The sequence below is a fragment of the Pseudohongiella sp. O18 genome (assembly GCF_021729085.1).
Taxonomy (GTDB): Bacteria; Pseudomonadota; Gammaproteobacteria; order Pseudomonadales; family Pseudohongiellaceae; genus Pseudohongiella.
The window spans coordinates 1,046,266-1,064,714 of sequence record NZ_JAJSAR010000001.1; the positions used below are offsets into that span (position 1 = coordinate 1,046,266).

At 55.0% G+C, this 18,449-nt stretch carries 15 protein-coding genes; 7 read left to right on the forward strand and 8 right to left on the reverse strand.

What is annotated here, in order from left to right:
- Nucleotides 1-36 precede the first annotated feature (36 nt).
- Nucleotides 37-912, reverse strand: a complete 876-nt coding sequence (locus tag LVD14_RS04680) for a LysR family transcriptional regulator (protein WP_237132872.1) — start codon at nt 910-912, stop codon at nt 37-39.
- 72 nt (nt 913-984) lie between these two features.
- Between LVD14_RS04680 and LVD14_RS04685 the strand changes: the two genes are divergently transcribed.
- The 3 genes from LVD14_RS04685 (at nt 985) to LVD14_RS04695 (ending at nt 6,256) form a co-directional block, all read left to right on the forward strand.
- Nucleotides 985-2,004 carry a hypothetical protein gene (locus tag LVD14_RS04685; protein WP_237132873.1) on the forward strand — a complete coding sequence of 340 codons (1,020 nt, stop codon included), beginning with the start codon at nt 985-987 and terminating at the stop codon, nt 2,002-2,004.
- Nucleotides 2,005-2,160: 156 nt separating this feature from the next.
- Complete coding sequence (locus LVD14_RS04690; protein ID WP_237132874.1) at nt 2,161-5,373, forward strand: TonB-dependent receptor; 3,213 nt, start codon at nt 2,161-2,163, stop codon at nt 5,371-5,373.
- Between the two features lie 145 nt (nt 5,374-5,518).
- A complete protein-coding gene (locus tag LVD14_RS04695) occupies nt 5,519-6,256 on the forward strand; it encodes a hypothetical protein (protein WP_237132875.1) in 738 nt (245 codons plus the stop codon).
- 121 nt (nt 6,257-6,377) lie between these two features.
- On the opposite strand, the gene LVD14_RS04700 is transcribed toward LVD14_RS04695, so the two are convergent.
- The 4 genes from LVD14_RS04700 to LVD14_RS04715 form a co-directional block, all read right to left on the reverse strand.
- Entirely contained in the window at nt 6,378-6,947 is a 570-nt protein-coding gene (locus LVD14_RS04700) for a CBS domain-containing protein (protein WP_237132876.1), read from the reverse strand.
- A gap of 117 nt (nt 6,948-7,064) precedes the next feature.
- Nucleotides 7,065-7,361, reverse strand: a complete 297-nt coding sequence (locus LVD14_RS04705) for a hypothetical protein (RefSeq protein ID WP_237132877.1) — start codon at nt 7,359-7,361, stop codon at nt 7,065-7,067.
- A gap of 262 nt (nt 7,362-7,623) precedes the next feature.
- Nucleotides 7,624-8,385 carry an exodeoxyribonuclease III gene (locus tag LVD14_RS04710; protein WP_237132878.1) on the reverse strand — a complete coding sequence of 254 codons (762 nt, stop codon included), beginning with the start codon at nt 8,383-8,385 and terminating at the stop codon, nt 7,624-7,626.
- A 41-nt stretch (nt 8,386-8,426) separates the two neighbouring features.
- The gene (locus tag LVD14_RS04715) at nt 8,427-9,551 is read right to left on the reverse strand and encodes a PA0069 family radical SAM protein (protein ID WP_237132879.1); all 1,125 of its coding nucleotides are present in this window, start codon (nt 9,549-9,551) and stop codon (nt 8,427-8,429) included.
- 138 nt (nt 9,552-9,689) lie between these two features.
- Between LVD14_RS04715 and parC the strand changes: the two genes are divergently transcribed.
- Nucleotides 9,690-11,939 (forward strand): DNA topoisomerase IV subunit A, encoded by a 2,250-nt coding sequence (parC, locus tag LVD14_RS04720; RefSeq protein ID WP_237132880.1) that lies wholly within the window; start codon nt 9,690-9,692, stop codon nt 11,937-11,939.
- Here the strand turns inward: parC and LVD14_RS04725 are convergent.
- Nucleotides 11,899-13,983: an EAL domain-containing protein gene (locus tag LVD14_RS04725; protein WP_237132881.1), complete on the reverse strand. Its 2,085-nt coding sequence runs from the start codon at nt 13,981-13,983 to the stop codon at nt 11,899-11,901. The two genes, parC and LVD14_RS04725, sit on opposite strands and share 41 nt — an antisense overlap.
- Before the next feature lie 4 nt (nt 13,984-13,987).
- Nucleotides 13,988-14,983 carry an EF-P beta-lysylation protein EpmB gene (gene epmB, locus LVD14_RS04730; protein WP_237132882.1) on the reverse strand — a complete coding sequence of 332 codons (996 nt, stop codon included), beginning with the start codon at nt 14,981-14,983 and terminating at the stop codon, nt 13,988-13,990.
- Between the two features lie 116 nt (nt 14,984-15,099).
- Here epmB and efp point away from each other — a divergent pair, with 116 nt between their 5' ends.
- The 3 genes from efp to LVD14_RS04745 are packed head-to-tail and all read left to right on the forward strand — an operon-like array spanning nt 15,100 to nt 17,033.
- Nucleotides 15,100-15,669, forward strand: coding sequence for an elongation factor P (gene efp, locus LVD14_RS04735; RefSeq protein WP_237132883.1), 570 nt, complete (start codon nt 15,100-15,102; stop codon nt 15,667-15,669).
- A 3-nt stretch (nt 15,670-15,672) separates the two neighbouring features.
- Nucleotides 15,673-16,653 carry an EF-P lysine aminoacylase EpmA gene (gene epmA / locus LVD14_RS04740; RefSeq protein WP_237132884.1) on the forward strand — a complete coding sequence of 327 codons (981 nt, stop codon included), beginning with the start codon at nt 15,673-15,675 and terminating at the stop codon, nt 16,651-16,653.
- Nucleotides 16,654-16,712: 59 nt separating this feature from the next.
- Complete coding sequence (locus LVD14_RS04745; protein ID WP_237132885.1) at nt 16,713-17,033, forward strand: hypothetical protein; 321 nt, start codon at nt 16,713-16,715, stop codon at nt 17,031-17,033.
- Between the two features lie 19 nt (nt 17,034-17,052).
- Here LVD14_RS04745 and LVD14_RS04750 read toward each other — a convergent pair whose 3' ends face one another.
- A complete protein-coding gene (locus LVD14_RS04750; RefSeq protein WP_237132886.1) occupies nt 17,053-18,411 on the reverse strand; it encodes a serine hydrolase domain-containing protein in 1,359 nt (452 codons plus the stop codon).
- Nucleotides 18,412-18,449: the final 38 nt, after the last annotated feature.

Consider the following 18,449-nt stretch of genomic DNA (forward strand, 5'->3'; position numbering starts at 1 on the left):
TAAAAGCACTTAATGTTCTGTATTTAAGAACAAAGATCAGGTGTAGCGCGCCAGCAGTGAACGCACGCGCGGGTGCACGAGCTGGCGCTGGATACTGACGGCATAAAAGTTTTCGAACACATTCGGCAGGGTCAGGTACTGACACAGCAGTCCGGATGCTAGCTCGTCCCTGACCACAACATGAGGAATGACTGCCAGAGCGCCGCTGTCGCGAGCGAGCAGTCGCAGCATGGGCATGTCATCGGCTTCGGCCTGAACCTCAGGTTCCAGTTGGTGTTGTGCGGCCAGTGCATCGAACGCAGTGCGGATGGTACTGGAGGTAGGCGGCAGTACCCATCGGCGTCCTATGTACTCAGGCCCAAGACGGTCTGGCAACTGCTGGTCGGGTGGTCCGATCACTGACACAGGCTGACTGTCCAGCAATTGGCAGTGCCAGATCTGCCGGCCGCTGCCCTGTACTTCGGCGTTGGTCAGTGCCAGGTCAATCTGGTGATTGGCCAGCGCGTTAAGCAGTCCGGTCTGACTCATTGAGGTCAGGCTGTAGCGATCATGCTCACTGTCGATCAAGGGGCCGATGAATGCCTCGATGAAGTTTCGCGACATGGTGGCCAGTGTACCGATTCGAACAATGGCATCTTCAGGCTGATGACCTTCCAGCAACAATTTTTCCAGCTCATTGCCACGCGTAAAAATTTCTTCGGCGATCCGCAGCGCCTGATGGCCACTTTCAGTCAATTGAAGTTGGCGACCTGTTCTGTCGAACAGCTGCACCTTAAGCGAATCTTCCAATTGGCGAATCTGTGAGGAAAGTGCAGACTGTGCGACATGCAACTGATCTGCTGTGCGGCTCAGGTTGCCGTTTTTTGCCACCTGCCAGAAATAATACAGGTGATGATAATTGAGTCTGCTCATTCGCTTGCAGCGCCTGTCACTGGAATTCCGGACCAGTATAGCGAATACTGGTCCCAGAGGAGGGGTATTCCCATGAAAAAGCTAACAAAAGTGGATAGAATCCGTCACTCGAAGTTAATTGATGTGCCCAGGCGTTGGTCGGCACTGATGCTGTTGACCGCTGCCGCTACCATTTCAGCGTGTCAGACTTCCATGCCGGAGCAACGCAACCAGCTGGCTAATGGTGCTCAACTCGCTGGTGCCAGCTGTGGGGCATTTGGCGGCGATATTTCCAGCCCGGCTAACGCCACGGAACCCAACAGTGGTCGACAGTTCCACCTTGAATATCCCTGTGACCTGGGGCCATCCGAGCCGGTTGTACTGGTGCTGAATCTGCACGGGGCAGGCTCATACGAACAATGGCAGCGTCTCTATTTTCCGATCACCGATTACGCGCAGGACTATCGCATGGTGGTTGCCACACCTACCGCTCTGACGGCGGAACCGATTCGTGTCTGGCGCGAGGAGGCCGATGATCAGTACCTGCAGGACGTGTCGAGCCTGCTGATTGATGCAATCGGTGAGTCCAATGTTCGCTCCTTCTGGCTGACCGGGCACAGTCAGGGCGGTTTGACTTCCGATCGCATCGTCTGTTCTGACTATTTTAGCGATAAAGTCGACGGTTTTGTCAGCCTGGCCGGTGGACGGGTCGGCGGCCGCCATGAACTTCAGGGCTGCGATTTCTCACACATCCACACTACTGGTGAGCTTGATACCGCCGGAGTAGCTGGTATTCCGGATACTTCACCGCTGGCCGATCGCTACAGCTGTGGACCACAAACGCGCCTTGCAGACATCGTCGATACGCAGCCAGGCAAGGTTTACGATTCCCGCACAGAGGAGAACGGCCGACCCACGCGTCCGGGCTGGGGCGGCATGCCCGGGCCAGGTGTAGCAGAGGTCCTGGTATTCCCGAATTGTGAAGACAATCGAGTGGTCGCTGATATCGTGCGTCTGGACAAGGGACACACGGAGGGACTGGAACCCCAGGTAACCCGCTACATCGCCAGAATGATGGCATCCATTCCTGGTGGTAAGCTGCGCGGGCAGTAGTCCAGGCTTCCCGCGCACACAGCTGGGCGTCCTGTGCAATCGCAGGGTGACCCGGTCGTGTCGAAAGCGTCACACAAATGCCACAGCTTGTTCACCTGCTTGTCATGCAAGCGCCTTATCGTTGCCCGGTAGCCAAATTTCTGCAGGGGAACGGATATGTATTTTTCAAAACTCACGATAAAGAAAAAACTGCTGGTCACATCAGTGTTGGTCGGGCTCGGCCTGTCAGCGCCAGTCTGGGCGCAGGATATGACATCAGCCATTCGCGGTCGCATCAGCGGCACCGATGGAGCTCCACAAGCCAACGCCACGATAGTTATTGAAGACACCCGCACCGGCGCCACGCGCACGCTGCAAACCAATGACTCTGGAACTTTCTATGCGACCAACCTGTCGGTGGGTGGTCCGTATCGTGTGACGGTAAATGGCGGCAGATCCGTTGTCGTCAACTCAATTTCCCTGGGTGATATCTACAACCTCAGTATTGATCTGGGTGCGGCGCAGGTAGAAGAAGTGCTGGTGCTGGGTCGGTCCGGCAACTTTGTGGATGTGGCTTCTGGCCCTGCAGCCACTTACTCCACATTTGACCTGGAAACATCAGTCGCCTTCGATCGTGACATCAAGGATGTGTTCATCTACGATCCGCGACTGAATCTGGACACAAACTCTGCAATTAACTGTGTCGGAAAACACCCACGTTACAACAGCATCAGTCTGGACGGTGTCAGCCAGAACGACCGTTTCGGTTTGAATGACAATGGTTACTCAACCGCAACAGGTATGCCGTTTCCCTTTGAAGGAATCGCTCAGGTTGCCGTCGAACTGGCACCTTTTGATGTCACCTATGGTGGCTTCACGGCTTGTAACATCAATGCGGTGACGCGCTCAGGAAGCAATACCTGGACGGGTACCGCTTTCTATGAGTTCAACAACCAGGATCTGCGCGGTGACTCGCTGACTGTTGACGGTGTCGAAACGAAGTACGAAAGCCAGGATTACGAAGAAGAAAAACGAGGCTTCAGTTTTGGTGGTCCCCTGATGCGTGATCGCCTGTTCTTCTACGGTGCCTACGAAGAAACCGAAGAGCCCGAGTTTATCGCACAGGGTTTCTCCGGTTCAGGCAATGGCGTTGAGCGACCCTGGCTGAGTCAGACAGACTTTAATCGAATTTCTGACATTGCATCGCGCATCTACGACTACGACGCTGGCGGCATGCCGGCTGATGGCGCGCAGACCGAAGAGAAATACATGTTGAGGCTGGACTGGAACATCAGCGGGCAGCACGATGCGTCAGTGATTTACAACTTCTATGACGGTATTGAAGATCGCGCCTCAGACTCGGACAGCAACGAGTTTGAGTTTGCCAATCACTTCTATCGCAAGGGTGCCGAGTCAGAGACTCTGACGTTTAAACTGGCTTCGCAGTGGACCAGCGAGCTCTCTACCGATCTGTTTGTCAGTCGCAACACAATGGACGACTCTCAGGTCACGGTGGGGCCGCAGGATTTTGCCGAAGTTCAGATTTACATGGGTAGCAACACCGTCTATCTGGGTGCGGACGATTCGCGACAGGCCAACAACCTGAACACCGAGTCGGACTTCATGAAGTTCACGGCTGAGTACCTGTGGCAGGATCACGTCATTACCGCTGGTTATGAGCGTGAAGACCTGTCCATCTTCAATCAGTTTGTCCAGCATGCACGCGGCGGTGAATACCGGTTTGAAGACCTTTCGGCCAATAACCCGGCTTTCTGTGCGGGGCTGACAGCAACAGGCCGACAGAGCAATCCTGCCTGCGGTCTTACCGGCATCGATCACTTCGAACTGGGTATCCCGACAGACATATACTACGGTAGTGGCGGTGGTACCAACAACGCCGACGATGCCGCCGCAAGTTTCAGCAATGTACTGAACACTCTGTACATTCAGGACGAGTGGCGCCTTGACGAATACGCCCTGACACTGGTTGGTGGTTTGCGCTACGACTGGTTCACCAGCGACGACCGTCCTGCATTTAACCAGGCCTTTACTACACTCAATGGTGGTCTGCGCAACGATGCCAATGTCGATGGCCTTGACCTGTTGATGCCACGTATCGGTTTTACCTGGGAAGCCATGGATAACCTGACCATGCGAGGTGGTTTTGGCCTCTACTCGGGCGGTAATCCAAACGTGTGGCTGTCCAATGCCTGGAGTAACGATGGGATCTCCAACGTTCAGGTTCGCGACCGCAACAACAATAATCAGTCAATCCTGACTGACTATCAGTTGAGTGGCAATCAGCGCCCCGGCTACGATGTGCCGCAGGCATTGAAGGATCAGGTCGCCGCGACAACCGCAGCGAATGCCTCCAACAGCTTCCTGGTGCTGATCGATCCGGATTACGAACAGCCTTCAGAATGGAAATTTGCACTGGGTGCAACTTACACGCTGCCTACCGGCATGATTCTGGAAGGTGATTACCTGTACTCCGTGCAAAATGATCCAGCCTACTATGTGGATGTTGCACAGGATGTGACCGGAACTACGGATGCCGGCCAGCCCATCTACAGCAACGTTCGTGGCCAGAGCAACTTCATGTTGACCAACTCAGGTGAGTCACCGAAGAGCCATTCCCTGTCACTGCTGGCCAAGCAGACTCACGACTGGGGCCTCGACTGGACCTTCGGCTATGCATACACCCAGGCAGAAGACGTAAGCCCGATGACCTCGGCAGTGGCGAGTTCAAACTTCTCCAACCTGGCGCTGTATGATGTCAACAATCCAGTTTCTGGCACATCGAACTATGAATCGCCGCACCGTTTCACAGCGCGTGTGAGTTACGGTCGCGAGTTCCTGGCTGGCTATGAAACCCGTGTTACCGCGCAGTGGTTCCGCGCCAAAGGCCAGCCACAAAGCTGGGTGATGAGCAGCCGAGGACTGGAAGGTTCCAACAGCAGCAACCGTCGCCACCTGTTGTACGTACCAGGACCAAACGACTCCAACGTAATTGCTGGTCCAAACTTCGACGTCCAGGCATTTTCGGACTTTGTTGCCGCTTACGGCCTGGAGCAGGGTTTTGTGACGCGGAACGATCAGTACTCGCGCTGGACCTCACGCATGGATCTGCGTCTGGATCAGGAGCTGCCAGCCTTCTTTGATGGCGCCAAGGCCCGACTGTACGTCAAGGTCTACAATTTCCTTAACATGATCAACGACGAGTGGGGACATCAGTATGATGCGCAGTTCTTCTCGCCAGACGTTGTGACCCAGTCAGTGAATGCGCAGGGGCAATACGTGTTCGAGCGCTTCAACAATCTGTCGGTCAGCGACCTGCAGGAGACACAATCACTGTGGCAGGTACGATTGGGTGTGCAGCTGGAGTTCTGATCCTGTTGCAGTAAGACCGACAGGATGAAAAGAGCAAGCGGGCCGACAGGGAATGTTGGCCCGCTTTTTTTTTTGGACAGTCATTGATCGAATGTGTAAAGCTGTGAGCCTGATCGAACGCAAATGTTAAAGACAGGCGACCGCAATGATGAATAACAAAAAATATAATGTAGTTGCACTTTTACTTTCGTCTCTAATCGGAGTCAGTTCGGGTTTGTCAGTCGCTCAAACCAAATCAGGGCCGATACCGACTGAAGGTGATCCCGAGGACTTTATAGGACACAGTGAACCCCTGCGAGTTGTCCATATTCTGGATGAGCCGCGGCACCGAACGGTGTTTAAGGGCGAGAGATTCACGCTGCTTGATGTCCAGATCAATCCGGGCGATACCACGCTGCCACATACCCACGATGGTCCGATTCTTTACACATTCATCAGCAATGGCCAGGGTTACCTGGACGGCCGTCTGTCCAGCATCACCCGATATCTGGACAAAGCCTACACGCACCGTGTTACCAATGCCGGTCCCGGTCTGTTCAGGATCATTGCGTTGGCCAGTTTCGGCCCCGGGCTGAGCGAGCCGTCTGATGATCTGCCAACAGGTCTTGAGGCATCCGATATCGAACTGGAAAATCCGTGGTTCCGCGCCTGGCGGCTTACGCTTGAACCTGGCGCCCGGCACACAATAATTTCACACATCAATCCAGCCTTTGTGGTGCAGGTGTCGCCGGCCGGCGCATTGCATGTGAAGCGGCAGGATGGGGTTACTCACGAGCTCAATGCGGCCGGCGACTGGGCGGCCCCGATGCAGGGCTATGAACTGTACAACCCCGGGAGCGAGGCAGTGACATTGGTGATCAAAGAGGCGCGCCAGGCGCTTTAGAATTCACTCATTACATGCGTGTTGTTGGTCAGCAGTTGCAGTATCAGTAGTCTGTTGAAGGATTAAAAAAATGGAGTCGTCATTTTCATGACGACTCCCAAAATCCAACGCCAGTCGAAAACTAGACAGTTGGTTGCCTTACAGAACTGAAGATATCGACGAAAGTCGGAATTCTTTCGATCTTGATCGGGATATGCAGGCGTCTTGCTACTTCATTAGCTGAAATATATCCGCGTATGTGATCTCGTGTGCGGTCAACGACAAGGCAGTGTGGCTGTCCTGATCGTTTCAGTGTTGTAACAAGATCGTCGATGCTGCATTTCCTTAGCTGTTCCAGGTCCAGGGCCGGAATGGAATGTTTTGGACACATCATGTCGCGAACGGTTATTTCCTGCAGACGTTCGCCATTGGCAACCATGATGAGAAATCTTTCCTCGTTCAAATCATCCATGTTTAGCGTGCCTATGAACTCATTACGGGAGTCCACTACGAGTATTATTTTCACATGGGCTTTGCGCATCAGCATTTGCGCATCAACTGCGGGGGTGGATCCTTCGATAGTCAACGGATGATGTTTGCGGAAATCCGTAAAGAGCTCCACAGCAGGTGAGCTCATCGTGAGGTCGTCAAATTCATCGGGCTGCACCAGGTGGGCTACCCGGTCAACAGCGAATAGGGTAATACCGCGCATAGTATGCTCCTGCAAAATCTGAAAAATTGTTTAGAGATCTTTAAGATCAACCCGGGCGCAACATGAGAGTCATCCAAAAAGACGAGGATGCGTTGCTGCTTGCCGGGAACAACAGGTTTACTGCGGAGATGCGGTGGCGGGAGGTCCGCGGATATGATGGGCGGTGCAGCGTTGCGGCGCGGTGGCCGGAACAGCCTGTGATGCGATTGCATATCGCGACTTCTGAACATCAGGGATGATGATTTCTTCGTCATGGAGATCGTCGGAATCATCAGACGAGCTTCGCACGCAAATGAAATCTGTATACGCCGAATAATTCGTGACGCCACTGCCGTCCAACGGACCGAGGTCTTTGGCGTTGGAGAAAGAAACGGTCAGTAACAGGACCGAAATCAGGATCAATGCTCTATGCACAATGCATGTCCAACAATGAAGATAAGGGCAAGCTCACAATCATTCTATTCCTTCCTTTGCAATTGTCAAAGGAAGTCACGGGTACAGGAAAAATATTTACGCTACAGTAATACCTGAGCAGTATTGTTGCCCGGATGGCGAATAAAGCCATCGCTACCTGACTCGACATCGATGTCAACAATAAAAATACCCTGGCCCCGACATTCGTGTCAGGTCGGGCGCCGGCTGAGGCGCTAGACGCTCTTCGCGATATTCCTGATTGTCAGCACAGTGTCAGTACCACAGGGCAGTGATCAGAGCCGTATACTTCATTGAGTATTTCGGCACTTACGATACGCTGTTGCATGGCTTTGGAAACCAGAAAATAGTCCAGACGCCAGCCCACGTTTCTGGCGCGTGCACCACCACGCATGCTCCACCAGCTGTACTTGACGGTCTCGGGGTGCAGGTGCCGGAAGCTGTCGATAAAGCCGGCGTCGATCAGGCTGTTCATGCCATCGATTTCACGCTGGGTATAACCCGCGCTTTTGTTGTAGTTCGCATCCGGCCGGGCGATGTCTATGGGTTTATGACACACGTTCAGATCGCCACAGATGATGACCGGCTTGTGTTTTTCTAGCGACAGCACATAGTCGCGAAAATCACGATCCCATTTTTCCCGATAATCCAACCGTTTCAGTTCGCTGCCAGAATTGGGTGTGTAAACCGTGACCAGGAAAAAGTCCTGATACTCGGCGCAAATAACACGTCCTTCCTGATCGTGCTCCTCAAGTCCTGTGCCAGGTGTGACAGATTCGGGCTTGCTGCGACTCAATACGGCCGTACCTGAATACCCGGGACGGACCGCCGAGCTTGTGTAAACGTGATAACCATCAAGCTCGGAAATAGCTGCAAGCACCTGTTCGTCCTGTGCCTTGGTTTCCTGTATACACAGTACATCTGGCTGCATGTCCGCCACCGCCTGCAGGAAGTCTTTCTTCACTGCTGCGCGGATGCCGTTGACGTTCCAGGAAATCAGTTTCATTGCGGTTCGACTCCATGCCGGTGAATATTGACTGGTGAAGATTAGAACATATCAAATTGAGTGGGGGTACCGGCGTTCTCACTTTGTCTGGCCGCAGGTACTGAAGTCGGGCGTCTGAACAGGCTGCAGTCGAGGCGACCAAAGTCAGCAGTGCGTCTTTCGGACAGACGGGTTTTGGCGATGATGGCGGCGTAACGTTTTGCTATCAGCTCTGCCCACAAGCCCTCGCCGCGCATACGGCTGCCGAATGTGGCGTCATACTCCTTGCCGCCGCGCATGTCGCGAATACGGTTCATAACGCGCTCAGCGCGGTCGGGCAGGTGTGCCTGCAGCCATTGTTGAAACAGCTCATTCAGCTCCCAGGGCAGCCGCAGGATGATGTATCCCGCGCTGCTGGCGCCGGCATCAGCCGCAGCCTGAATGATTCGCTCCAGATCCTGATCAGTCACAAACGGAATGACTGGCGCCACATTAACGCCGACCGGAATGCCTGCCCTGGCCAGACGCTCAATGGTCGCCAGACGTCTTGAGGGTGAGGCCGCGCGTGGTTCCAGGGTTCTGGCAATGTCATGATCCAGCGTCGTAATGGTGATGGTGGTGGCAACCAGGTTTTGGCTTGCCATGTCGGCCAGCAGGTCCATGTCCCGTTCTATCATCGCGGACTTGGTGATGATGCCGACCGCCTGGCGACACTCATGCAGGACCTCCAGCAGCTGCCGGGTGATCCCCAGCTTTTTTTCACAGGGCTGATACGCGTCCGTATTGACGCCCAGCGCAATCGGTTCGGTTTGCCAGCCGGGCGCTGCCAGCTCGCGGCGCAGCAGCTCGGCCGCGTTCACTTTGGCGAACAGGCGTGTTTCAAAATCCAGACCGGGCGACAACTCCAGATAACTGTGTGTAGGCCTTGCAAAGCAGTATATGCAGCCGTGTTCACAGCCGCGATAAGGATTCAGCGATACATGAAAGGGCAGGTCTGGTGACCGGTTGCGAGTAAGAATGGTTTTGGCCTGCTCGTGCGTAACAATAGTGCTGGGCCGACCTTCGCGGTCTTCATCGTCATCGCGCGGCCAGCCGTCATCAAAGGCTTCCAGCTGTTGAGTCTCGAAGCGCCCCTGTGGATTGGATACGGCACCACGGCCCTTGATCATTTCGGAGGTGTATTTCATGATACTTAATCTGATACTGTATATAAGTACAGTATTTGAATGTCACAGGAATGTCCAGCACTGCACTACAGGTCAGCCGCGCGAATATGCTATAACGACGCATCCGTGTTCCACCTACGAGAGACTCGCAGAAACCGTATGACCATGAACATCACCATCAACCAGGACGGCGTCGAACAGATTGCCCTGGGCAGCTACACCCGTCAGGCTTACCTGAACTACTCCATGTACGTGATCAATGACCGGGCGCTGCCGCATATCGGCGATGGTCTCAAGCCAGTGCAGCGACGCATCATTTACGCCATGTCCGAGCTCGGGCTTAAGGCATCTGCCAAGTTCAAGAAGTCAGCGCGAACGATTGGTGATGTGATCGGTAAGTTTCACCCGCACGGTGATTCGGCCTGCTACGAGGCCATGGTGCTGATGGCCCAGCCATTCAGCTATCGCTACCCGCTGGTGGATGGGCAGGGCAACTGGGGCTCGCCGGATGATCCCAAGTCTTTTGCGGCAATGCGTTATACAGAGTCGCGCCTGCAGAAATATGCCGAGCTGCTGCTGTCCGAACTGGGGCAGGGCACGGTTGAATGGAAACCCAACTTCGACGGCACGCTGGATGAGCCGGCCATGTTGCCAGCCCGCGTGCCCAATGTATTGCTGAATGGTGGTAGTGGTATCGCGGTAGGTATGGCCACTGATATTCCACCCCACAACCTGCGCGAAGTGGTCAGTGCCTGTATTCGCCTGCTGGACGAACCAAAGGCCGGGCTGAACGAACTGATGGAGCACGTCAAAGGCCCTGACTTTCCGACGGAAGCAGAGATCGTCACCCCGGCAGAAGATCTGCGAACACTTTATGAAACAGGGCGCGGCTCTCTGAAGGCACGCGCTGTCTATCGAGTGGAAGACGGTGACGTCGTCATCACCGCGCTACCCTACCAGGTATCCGGTGCCAAGGTGCTGGAACAGATTGCGGCGCAGATGCAAAAGAAAAAACTGCCGATGGTCGTCGATCTGCGCGATGAGTCGGATCATGAAAACCCGACACGCATTGTAATCGTACCGCGCTCCAACAGAGTCAACGCAGACGAGCTGATGTTGCATCTGTTTGCAACGACGGATCTGGAAAAAAGCTACCGCGTCAACTTCAATATGATTGGCACCGACGGCAAGCCGCAGGTCAAGGATCTGCGTACTGTGCTGTCAGAGTGGCTGGTATTCCGCACGGAAACAGTCAGACGCCGTCTGCAGTATCGCCTGCAGAAAGTGCTGGATCGCCTGCATATCCTGGAAGGTTTGCTGACGGCATTTCTGAATATTGATGAGGTCATTCACATCATCCGCACCGAGGACAAACCGAAGCCGGTGTTGATGGAGCGTTTCGCGCTGACCGATACCCAGGCCGAAGCCATTCTGGAACTGAAACTGCGACATCTGGCCAAGCTGGAAGAAATGAAAATTCGCGGCGAGCAGGACGAGCTGGCCAAAGAGCGCGAAACACTGGAAGCGCTGCTGGGCTCTGACCGCAAATTAAAAACACTGATTAAAAAAGAGCTGACCGCGGATGCTGAAGAATACGGCGACGACAGACGTTCGCCGCTGGTGCAGCGCTCAGAAGCACAGGCCTTCAGCGAGGTCGAACTGATTTCCTCGGAGCCGGTCACAGTCGTTCTGTCCAAACATGGCTGGGTGCGATCGGCCAAGGGCCATGAGGTGGACCCGGAAGCACTTCAGTACAAATCGGGCGATGGATTTAAGGCGGCCGCGAAAGGCAAGAGTAATCAGTCAGCGGTGTTTATCGACTCTACCGGTCGCGCCTACAGCCTGCAAACGCATACCTTGCCGTCGGCGCGTGGGCAGGGCGAACCTTTAACGGGACGCCTGGCGCCTCCATCGGGTGCGGCATTTGAAGGCGTATTACTGGCGGATGACAAGCAGCCAGTCCTGATGGCCAGTGATGCCGGTTACGGTTTTATTGCCAGTGTGGGCGACCTGCAGGGCAAGAACAAGGCCGGCAAGTCAGTGCTGTCATTGCCCAAAGGTGCCAGGGTTTTGCCGCCAGTGCTGGTCTCCAATCCTGAAACTGATCTGTTGGTAGCCGTCACCAATGAAGGTCGCATGCTGTGCTTCCCGGTTGCCGAGCTACCGGTGCTGGCGCGTGGCAAGGGTAACAAGATCATTGGTATTCCATCAGGGCGGGTTGCTGACCGGCTGGAGTTTGTTGTGTCAATGACCGTGCTGCCGGCAGACGGCTCGATTACAGTCTACGCTGGCCGACGACACCACAACCTGAAAGCGTCTGACCTGGAGCATTATCGTGGTGAGCGCGGTCGCCGGGGCAACAAACTGCCTAGAGGCTTTCAGAATGTGGATCGGGTTGAGGCAGGCTGATCCGTTGCTCCTGGAACAGCCCGAACTCCAGTAAGTCACTGGGCTGTTGCAGGCAATTGCCCTGCACAAAGTTGATGTTGGCCTGCCACAACAGTGGCAGCAACTCGACATCTTCTACCATGGGCGCGATGACGCGAATGCCCTGCGCATGCAAATGGCGAATGACTTCCTGCAAGCGTTCGCGTTGCTCAAGGTCGATGTCGATCTGTTGCCAGAGAGAACGGTCCAGTTTGACAAAGTCCACTGGCAATTGACCCAGCAGGCGGAACGGATCGAGGCTGCAGCCAAAATGCGATAGCGACAGTTCAAAGCCCAGCTCACGCAGGCGTTGACAGAAAAGCCGGACCTGATCCGGTGAGCCCATCACGTCCATTTCGCTGAACTGCAGAATAAGACTCTTGGCGCTTTGTTCCTGTCTTTTTAGCTCTTGTGCCAGCCACACCGCAAAGGTCTGGCTGAGCAGCGTGTTGGATGTCAGGTTGACGGTCAGACACAGCTGCGGGTTTTTCTGGTTGTTCAGTGTTCGCAGAGCATGACTGATGACATAACGGTCAAGGCGCTCACCATAACCATGCTGGTTGGCGATCTGCAAAAACTCGTTGGGGTAAATCATCCGGTCGGCGATGGGCACGCGGATGCGTACCTCATAGAACTCCTTGGGATCGGTGCGCAGGCTGACAGTTGGTTGATACACCAGCAACAGGTTTTCATCGCGCAGGGACTGCCGCAAGGGCGTGAGCACGTCGATCGAAACTGGCCCGTTTGTATAAACCTGGTGCTGGCGAATAATCTGGTGCTGGCGTGCGCGAATAAGGAGAGTCTCGGCGTCCGGCGCTTCATCAGTGACCATGGCGGCGCCGCTTCTGAAACTCAGCGACAGCCCCTGGGGTGCCATCGCCTGCAGCGCCGTCTCCAGGGTATCCAGCCGCATTAGCGTTGACTGGCAGGCCTCAGTATCAGCATCCGGCAGCAACACGGCAAAATCGCCGTCATCCAGTCTGCCAAGTATGGCGGGTTCCGGGCACTTGGAAGCCAGCACAGAGGCGATATCGCGCAGCAGAATATGTGTGTCGGTTTTGCCAAGCACTACGGAGATTTCGGCGAGTTGTGGCGCCGTCATCAGAATCAGTGCACTGCTACGGCCCTGATAGACGGCACTGCTGATGGCCTGGTTGATGACCTTGTGAAAGCCGCGATCATTCAACAGCCCACTTTGCAGATCCTGGCTCATCGCCTCGCGGACGGCGTTCTGATGTGTGGCATTGCCGAGTGCTGCCTGCACCATCAATTGCAGAGACTGTTCCCCATTGACGCTGATAGATGCGGAGTCCAGCGCGGTCAGAATCTCACTGCCGTCGCGCCGGATGGCCATGAACTCGCAGCGCTGCATACCATTGTTAAATGGCTGTCTCATGAAGGCTCGCACGCGGTCCGCGTCTTCGTCTGCGACCAGATCCAGAAACGGTGTGGCATGCAGCTCGGTATGATTGCGAAACCCAAAATAGGAAAGCCAGGCGTTATTGGCATACTGGTGCAGGCCACCCTGCAGTGTCGCCACCGCGTCGGTGGTGTGATCAGTAAACAGCTGCAGCCGCTGGTGCAGCTCTCGGATACTGCTGCTGGCCCGGCGGAATTGCCGGCGCAGGTTAAGGTGTTCCAGCTCGCGTTTTATCTGGTAAACAAACTGCACCTGGCCGGTGGGCGTCTCAAGCTGTGTTTCATTGATCAGCGCGGCAGCTCCCAGACTCAACATTGAAAGCCAGCGCGACGGTGAACGGCAGATCAACAGGCAGGGAATATCGCGCCGGGACGACTGCAGCTGGCGCAATAGCAGCTCGCAGTTTTGCCCAGGGCTGTCGGTGAACAGCAGAATCAGGTCGTGCGAATCACAGCCGGGAACGTCGTCAGGCAAATGGCCGGTCGTCAGCTCTTTGGCGCGAAACTGAATGCCAGCGCGTCGCAGCAGATTCAGGACCGCCTGCGATCGCGGACCCGCGCTGTGGTTGATCAGAATCTGGTACGTGTTGGAATCCATATCGCTCATACTGCTATTGTAGTCCGGTCTTGGAGCTGGCGCCGGGAACCTCACGCACCAGCCTGGGTACCAGATATCCTGGCAGTTTTTCCTTCAATTCAGCCATAAGTTGCAAGGCGTACGTCTCGCTGACATCAAAATGTGCGACTCCCTGCACGCGGTCCAGTACGTGCAGGTAGTACGGCATTACCTGAGCATCCATCAAACGCTCGCTCAGGTCAATCAGCGCAGCTGCACTGTCATTAACGCCTTTCAACAGCACGCTCTGGTTGAGCAGCGTGACACCTGCCCGCCTGAGATTCTGCAGGGCTTCAGTCACTTCCGCGTCAATTTCATTGGCGTGATTGACGTGTATCACCATCACTTTCTGCAGTCGACAGTCTGACAGCCAGGCCAGCAGCTCATCATTCACCCGCGCAGGAATCATCACCGGTGTACGGGTATGTATACGTAATCGGCCGATATGGGGTATTTCTGAAATACGATTTGTCAGCCAGGCAAGATATTTATCACTGGCAGCCAGTGGATCGCCGCCACTGTAGATGACCTCATGAATCTCTGGCTGTCCGGCCAGCCACTCAAGACTCTGCTCCCAGGCCTGACGACCGGGTGTATTTTCCTCGTAGGGGAAGTGCCGCCGAAAGCAGTAACGGCAATGAACCGCACAATGGGGCGCGACCAGGGCCAGCACGCGGCCATGATATTTGTGAAGAATGCCGGGCTGAGGGTTGAAATCGGACTCTGAAAGTGGATCGAAGTCGAATCCGGGGGTATCATCCCCTTCTTTGTCGCTGGGCAGCACTTGCAGCAGCAATGGATCGCTGGGATTTCCAGCCTGCATCCGTGCTGCAAAAGAGCGCGGCACCCTCAGCGGGAATTGTTTCAACACCTGGGCCGAAACCGACAGCTGAGAGGCGTCCAGATTCAGGGTTCGCAACAGTTCATCAGGATCGGTAATCACGTCTGACAACTGCTGCTGCCAGGATCCGGCGGTTGATGCGATCAACATGTTAATCAGTTTTCCTGCGCTGGTATCTCGATAAAAAGCGTATCTCGGTAAACAAGGTCGGCCATGGTAAACCGAAGGCAGATGTTTACAGAAGTATTATTTAAGAGAGGTTACAGATGGCAAGTTTTTCTACCAACGAAATCAAACCCGGCATGAAGGTGCTGCTCGATGGCGACCCCTGTGCCATCGTAGACAATGAGTATGTGAAACCCGGTAAAGGGCAGGCCTTCAACCGCATAAAACTGCGCAATTTGATGAACGGCCGGGTCTGGGAGCGTACATTCAAGTCGGGTGATTCGCTGGAAGCCGCCGATGTGCTGGAAACCGACATGAGTTACCTGTACACCGACGGTGAGTTCTGGCACTTCATGAAAACTGACGGCAGCTTTGAGCAGTTCCCGGCCGACAAGGCGGCGATGAGTGATGCGCTGGACTGGCTGAAAGAAGAAGAGAGTTACGTGGTAACGCTGTTCAATGGCAATCCCATCAATGTCATGCCACCAAACTTCGTTGAACTGGAAGTTGTCGATACAGATCCCGGTATCAAGGGCGACACTGCGCAGGGCGGCAGCAAACCTGCGACTCTGAGTTCAGGCGCTGTGGTGAAAGTCCCCCTGTTTGTGAACATCGGCGATGTACTGCGTGTTGACACCAGAACACGTGAATATCAGAACCGGGTGCGCTGATTGATGTCAGCTTCATGGCGGCCTACAGCGTCGCTTGATCTGCTGCGACAGCGGGCTTCACTGCTGAACTGTATCAGGGCTTTTTTTGCGCAGCGGCAGGTGCTGGAAGTGGAAACGCCGCTGCTGTCGCAGGCCACCGTGACTGATCTGCACCTGGACAGCATGGTAGTTGAGTTGCATGACTCAAAGCGCCGGTTTCTGCAGACCTCTCCCGAGTTCGCCATGAAACGTCTGCTTGCCGCGGGCAGTGGACCGATTTATCAGATATGCAAGGCGTTTCGGCGCGATGAGGCAGGGCAGCGGCATAACCCTGAGTTCACCATGCTGGAATGGTATCGGCCCGGTTTTGACGACCAGCTATTGATGGCTGAGATAGAGGCGCTGGTGTGCACCTGTGCTGAGCAGTCTGACAACGGATCGTCCGATTGGGCGGTATCTGGATTTGAGCGAATCAGCTATCGTGATCTGTTTCTATCACGGCTGGATATTGATCCATTTGCCGCCAGTGATCAGCAACTGATCGACCTGGCCCGACAGCAGACTGCCAGCGACCATCTGACACTGTCCCGCGATGATGCATTGAACCTGCTGATGGCTGTTGTCATAGAACCAGCGCTGCAGGCGCCGGTATTTGTAACCGATTTTCCTGCCAGTCAGGCTTCGCTGGCTGCAACTGAGCTGACTGATGATGGGCATCGGGTTGCCAGGCGATTCGAGCTGTTCATTCGAGGTATGGAGATTGCCAATGGTTACCTTGAGCTAACGGATGCTCAGGAGCAGGCACGCCGTTTTGCTGCGGATAATCAGCGTCGCGAGCAGGTTGGTCTGCCTGTGCAGCCGGTAGATGAATTCCTGCTCGCGGCGCTTGCCTCAGGTTTGCCGGATTGTGCCGGAGTGGCGCTCGGTTTTGATCGTCTTCTGATGCTGATAAGTGACCGTCAGCGCATAGCCGAGGTCATCAGTTTTGACGACAACAATGCATGAGCCCGCGAGCTCATGATAGGCTCTCAGTGCACAGCAGCATTATGGAGATACAACAGTAGATGAACCCTTCCGAACAGGAGCAGTATGGTCCCCAGCTGCTGCAGATCAAACGGGCGCGCAGTCGCCTGATGGTGTGTTTTTTAACGTTTCCGCTGTACGTCGTTGGTGTTACCCAACTGCTGAACAATGGCCAGGATATCACCTGGCTGATGCTGGTCTACATGGCCATCTATGCCGTGTTTGGTATAGGCATGTCGTCCCGGCGTTGCCCGCGGTGTAACCAGCACTTTTTTGTAAAGCACTACTTTCTGAACCCGTTCCGGCGTAACTGCGCACACTGCGGGCTATCTTTTGTTGCGAATACCGGGGAACCTCAATAGCGGCTTATTGCCGGTCGCATCATTCCGTAGTTAACCATCCCATAATCTGGACGATCCGGTCATTGATCGGGTAACGGCCCGTGGTCCAGCCCAGCCGGACAACAACGAGATCCTGCGAGGGCAGCACAGTTACCGATTGCTCGCGATTGCCATTGGCCGCGTAGGCGTCTGGCGGCAGATCCGGCCAGCGCTGGTCGGCATTGCCGCGATTAAGCCAGAACTGATAACCGTAGGCGCGGTTGTTGCGCGAGCTGTTGGGTGATGTCGCCCGTTCCACCCAGTCTTCACTGACGATACGATGTCCATTGAGGACGCCGCCATTGAGCATCATCTGACCGATTCGCGCCCAGTCTCGCGCTGATGCGTAGAAATACGAGCTCCCGACCAGAATGCCTGCAGCATCTGGTTCGAAAACAGTGTGCTGAAAACTCAAAGGCGTTGCGATGTGTTCCCGGTAGTCAGCCAGACTGTCAGCCAGCGTTGCCCCAGTGTGATTAAAATAAACACGGGAAAGTATGTTTGCTGTTCCGGAGCTGTAGTTGAACTGCGTGCCTGGGCGCTGCGCGACGGGGCGCCTGATGGCGTAATCGGAGCCGGAGGCCTCGGTGAACAGCATGGCAGTTGCGTCGTCGCCAGGATTGTAGGCCTCCGAAAAAGCCAGACCATCGGTCATCGTCAACAGGTCTGTCAGTTCGATATTGGCGCGCTCGTCATCAGCCCACTGTTCAACCACCGGAGTTGTGGTCGGATCCAGCAGTCCCCGGTATTCAAGATTGCCCAGCATGATGGCCATCAGGCTTTTGGCCATTGACCAGCCCAGCAGTGGCGTTTCGGCATCCGCCTCGCCAGCGTAGGACTCAGCGATGATCTGACCATTGTGCACAATCAGCAGTGCGCGTGTGTCCAGGCCCTCTGTGTTGTCAGCTGCGATCATAGCGTCGAGCTGCGACTGTATGGCGGAGTCGATCGTTTCTACTCGCGTGCCGTGCGGCCAGCGGCTGCTGAAAACAGGCATTGGGATTCTTTCTTCAGCAGCGTAGTCTGCCCGTTGCTCGAAGCCCTCGTAGTCGGCGTAGCAGCCGATGCCATCAACATGGGTGGCTGTGGTTGTGGCAAGGCCAAGGAAAGAGGTGGTGACGCGCTCATTGCTGTCATCAAACTCTACGCTCAGATAGTCCAGCAGCGGTGAGTACTTAACGAGATCATCCAGCGCCTGCTGTTGACTGAAACCGCTGACATAGCGTCCGCTGCAAAGCAGTTTGGCACCAATTCCTGATGCAACGCCCGGCGCGCTGGCCACATAAGCGGGAGTAATGCCATTGGCAAAGGCAATGCTGAGCACCGCGACGATGGCCACAGTGACTATTATTTTTTTCATAAAAACTCACATGTGATGGCAAAAATGAGACGCTGCTC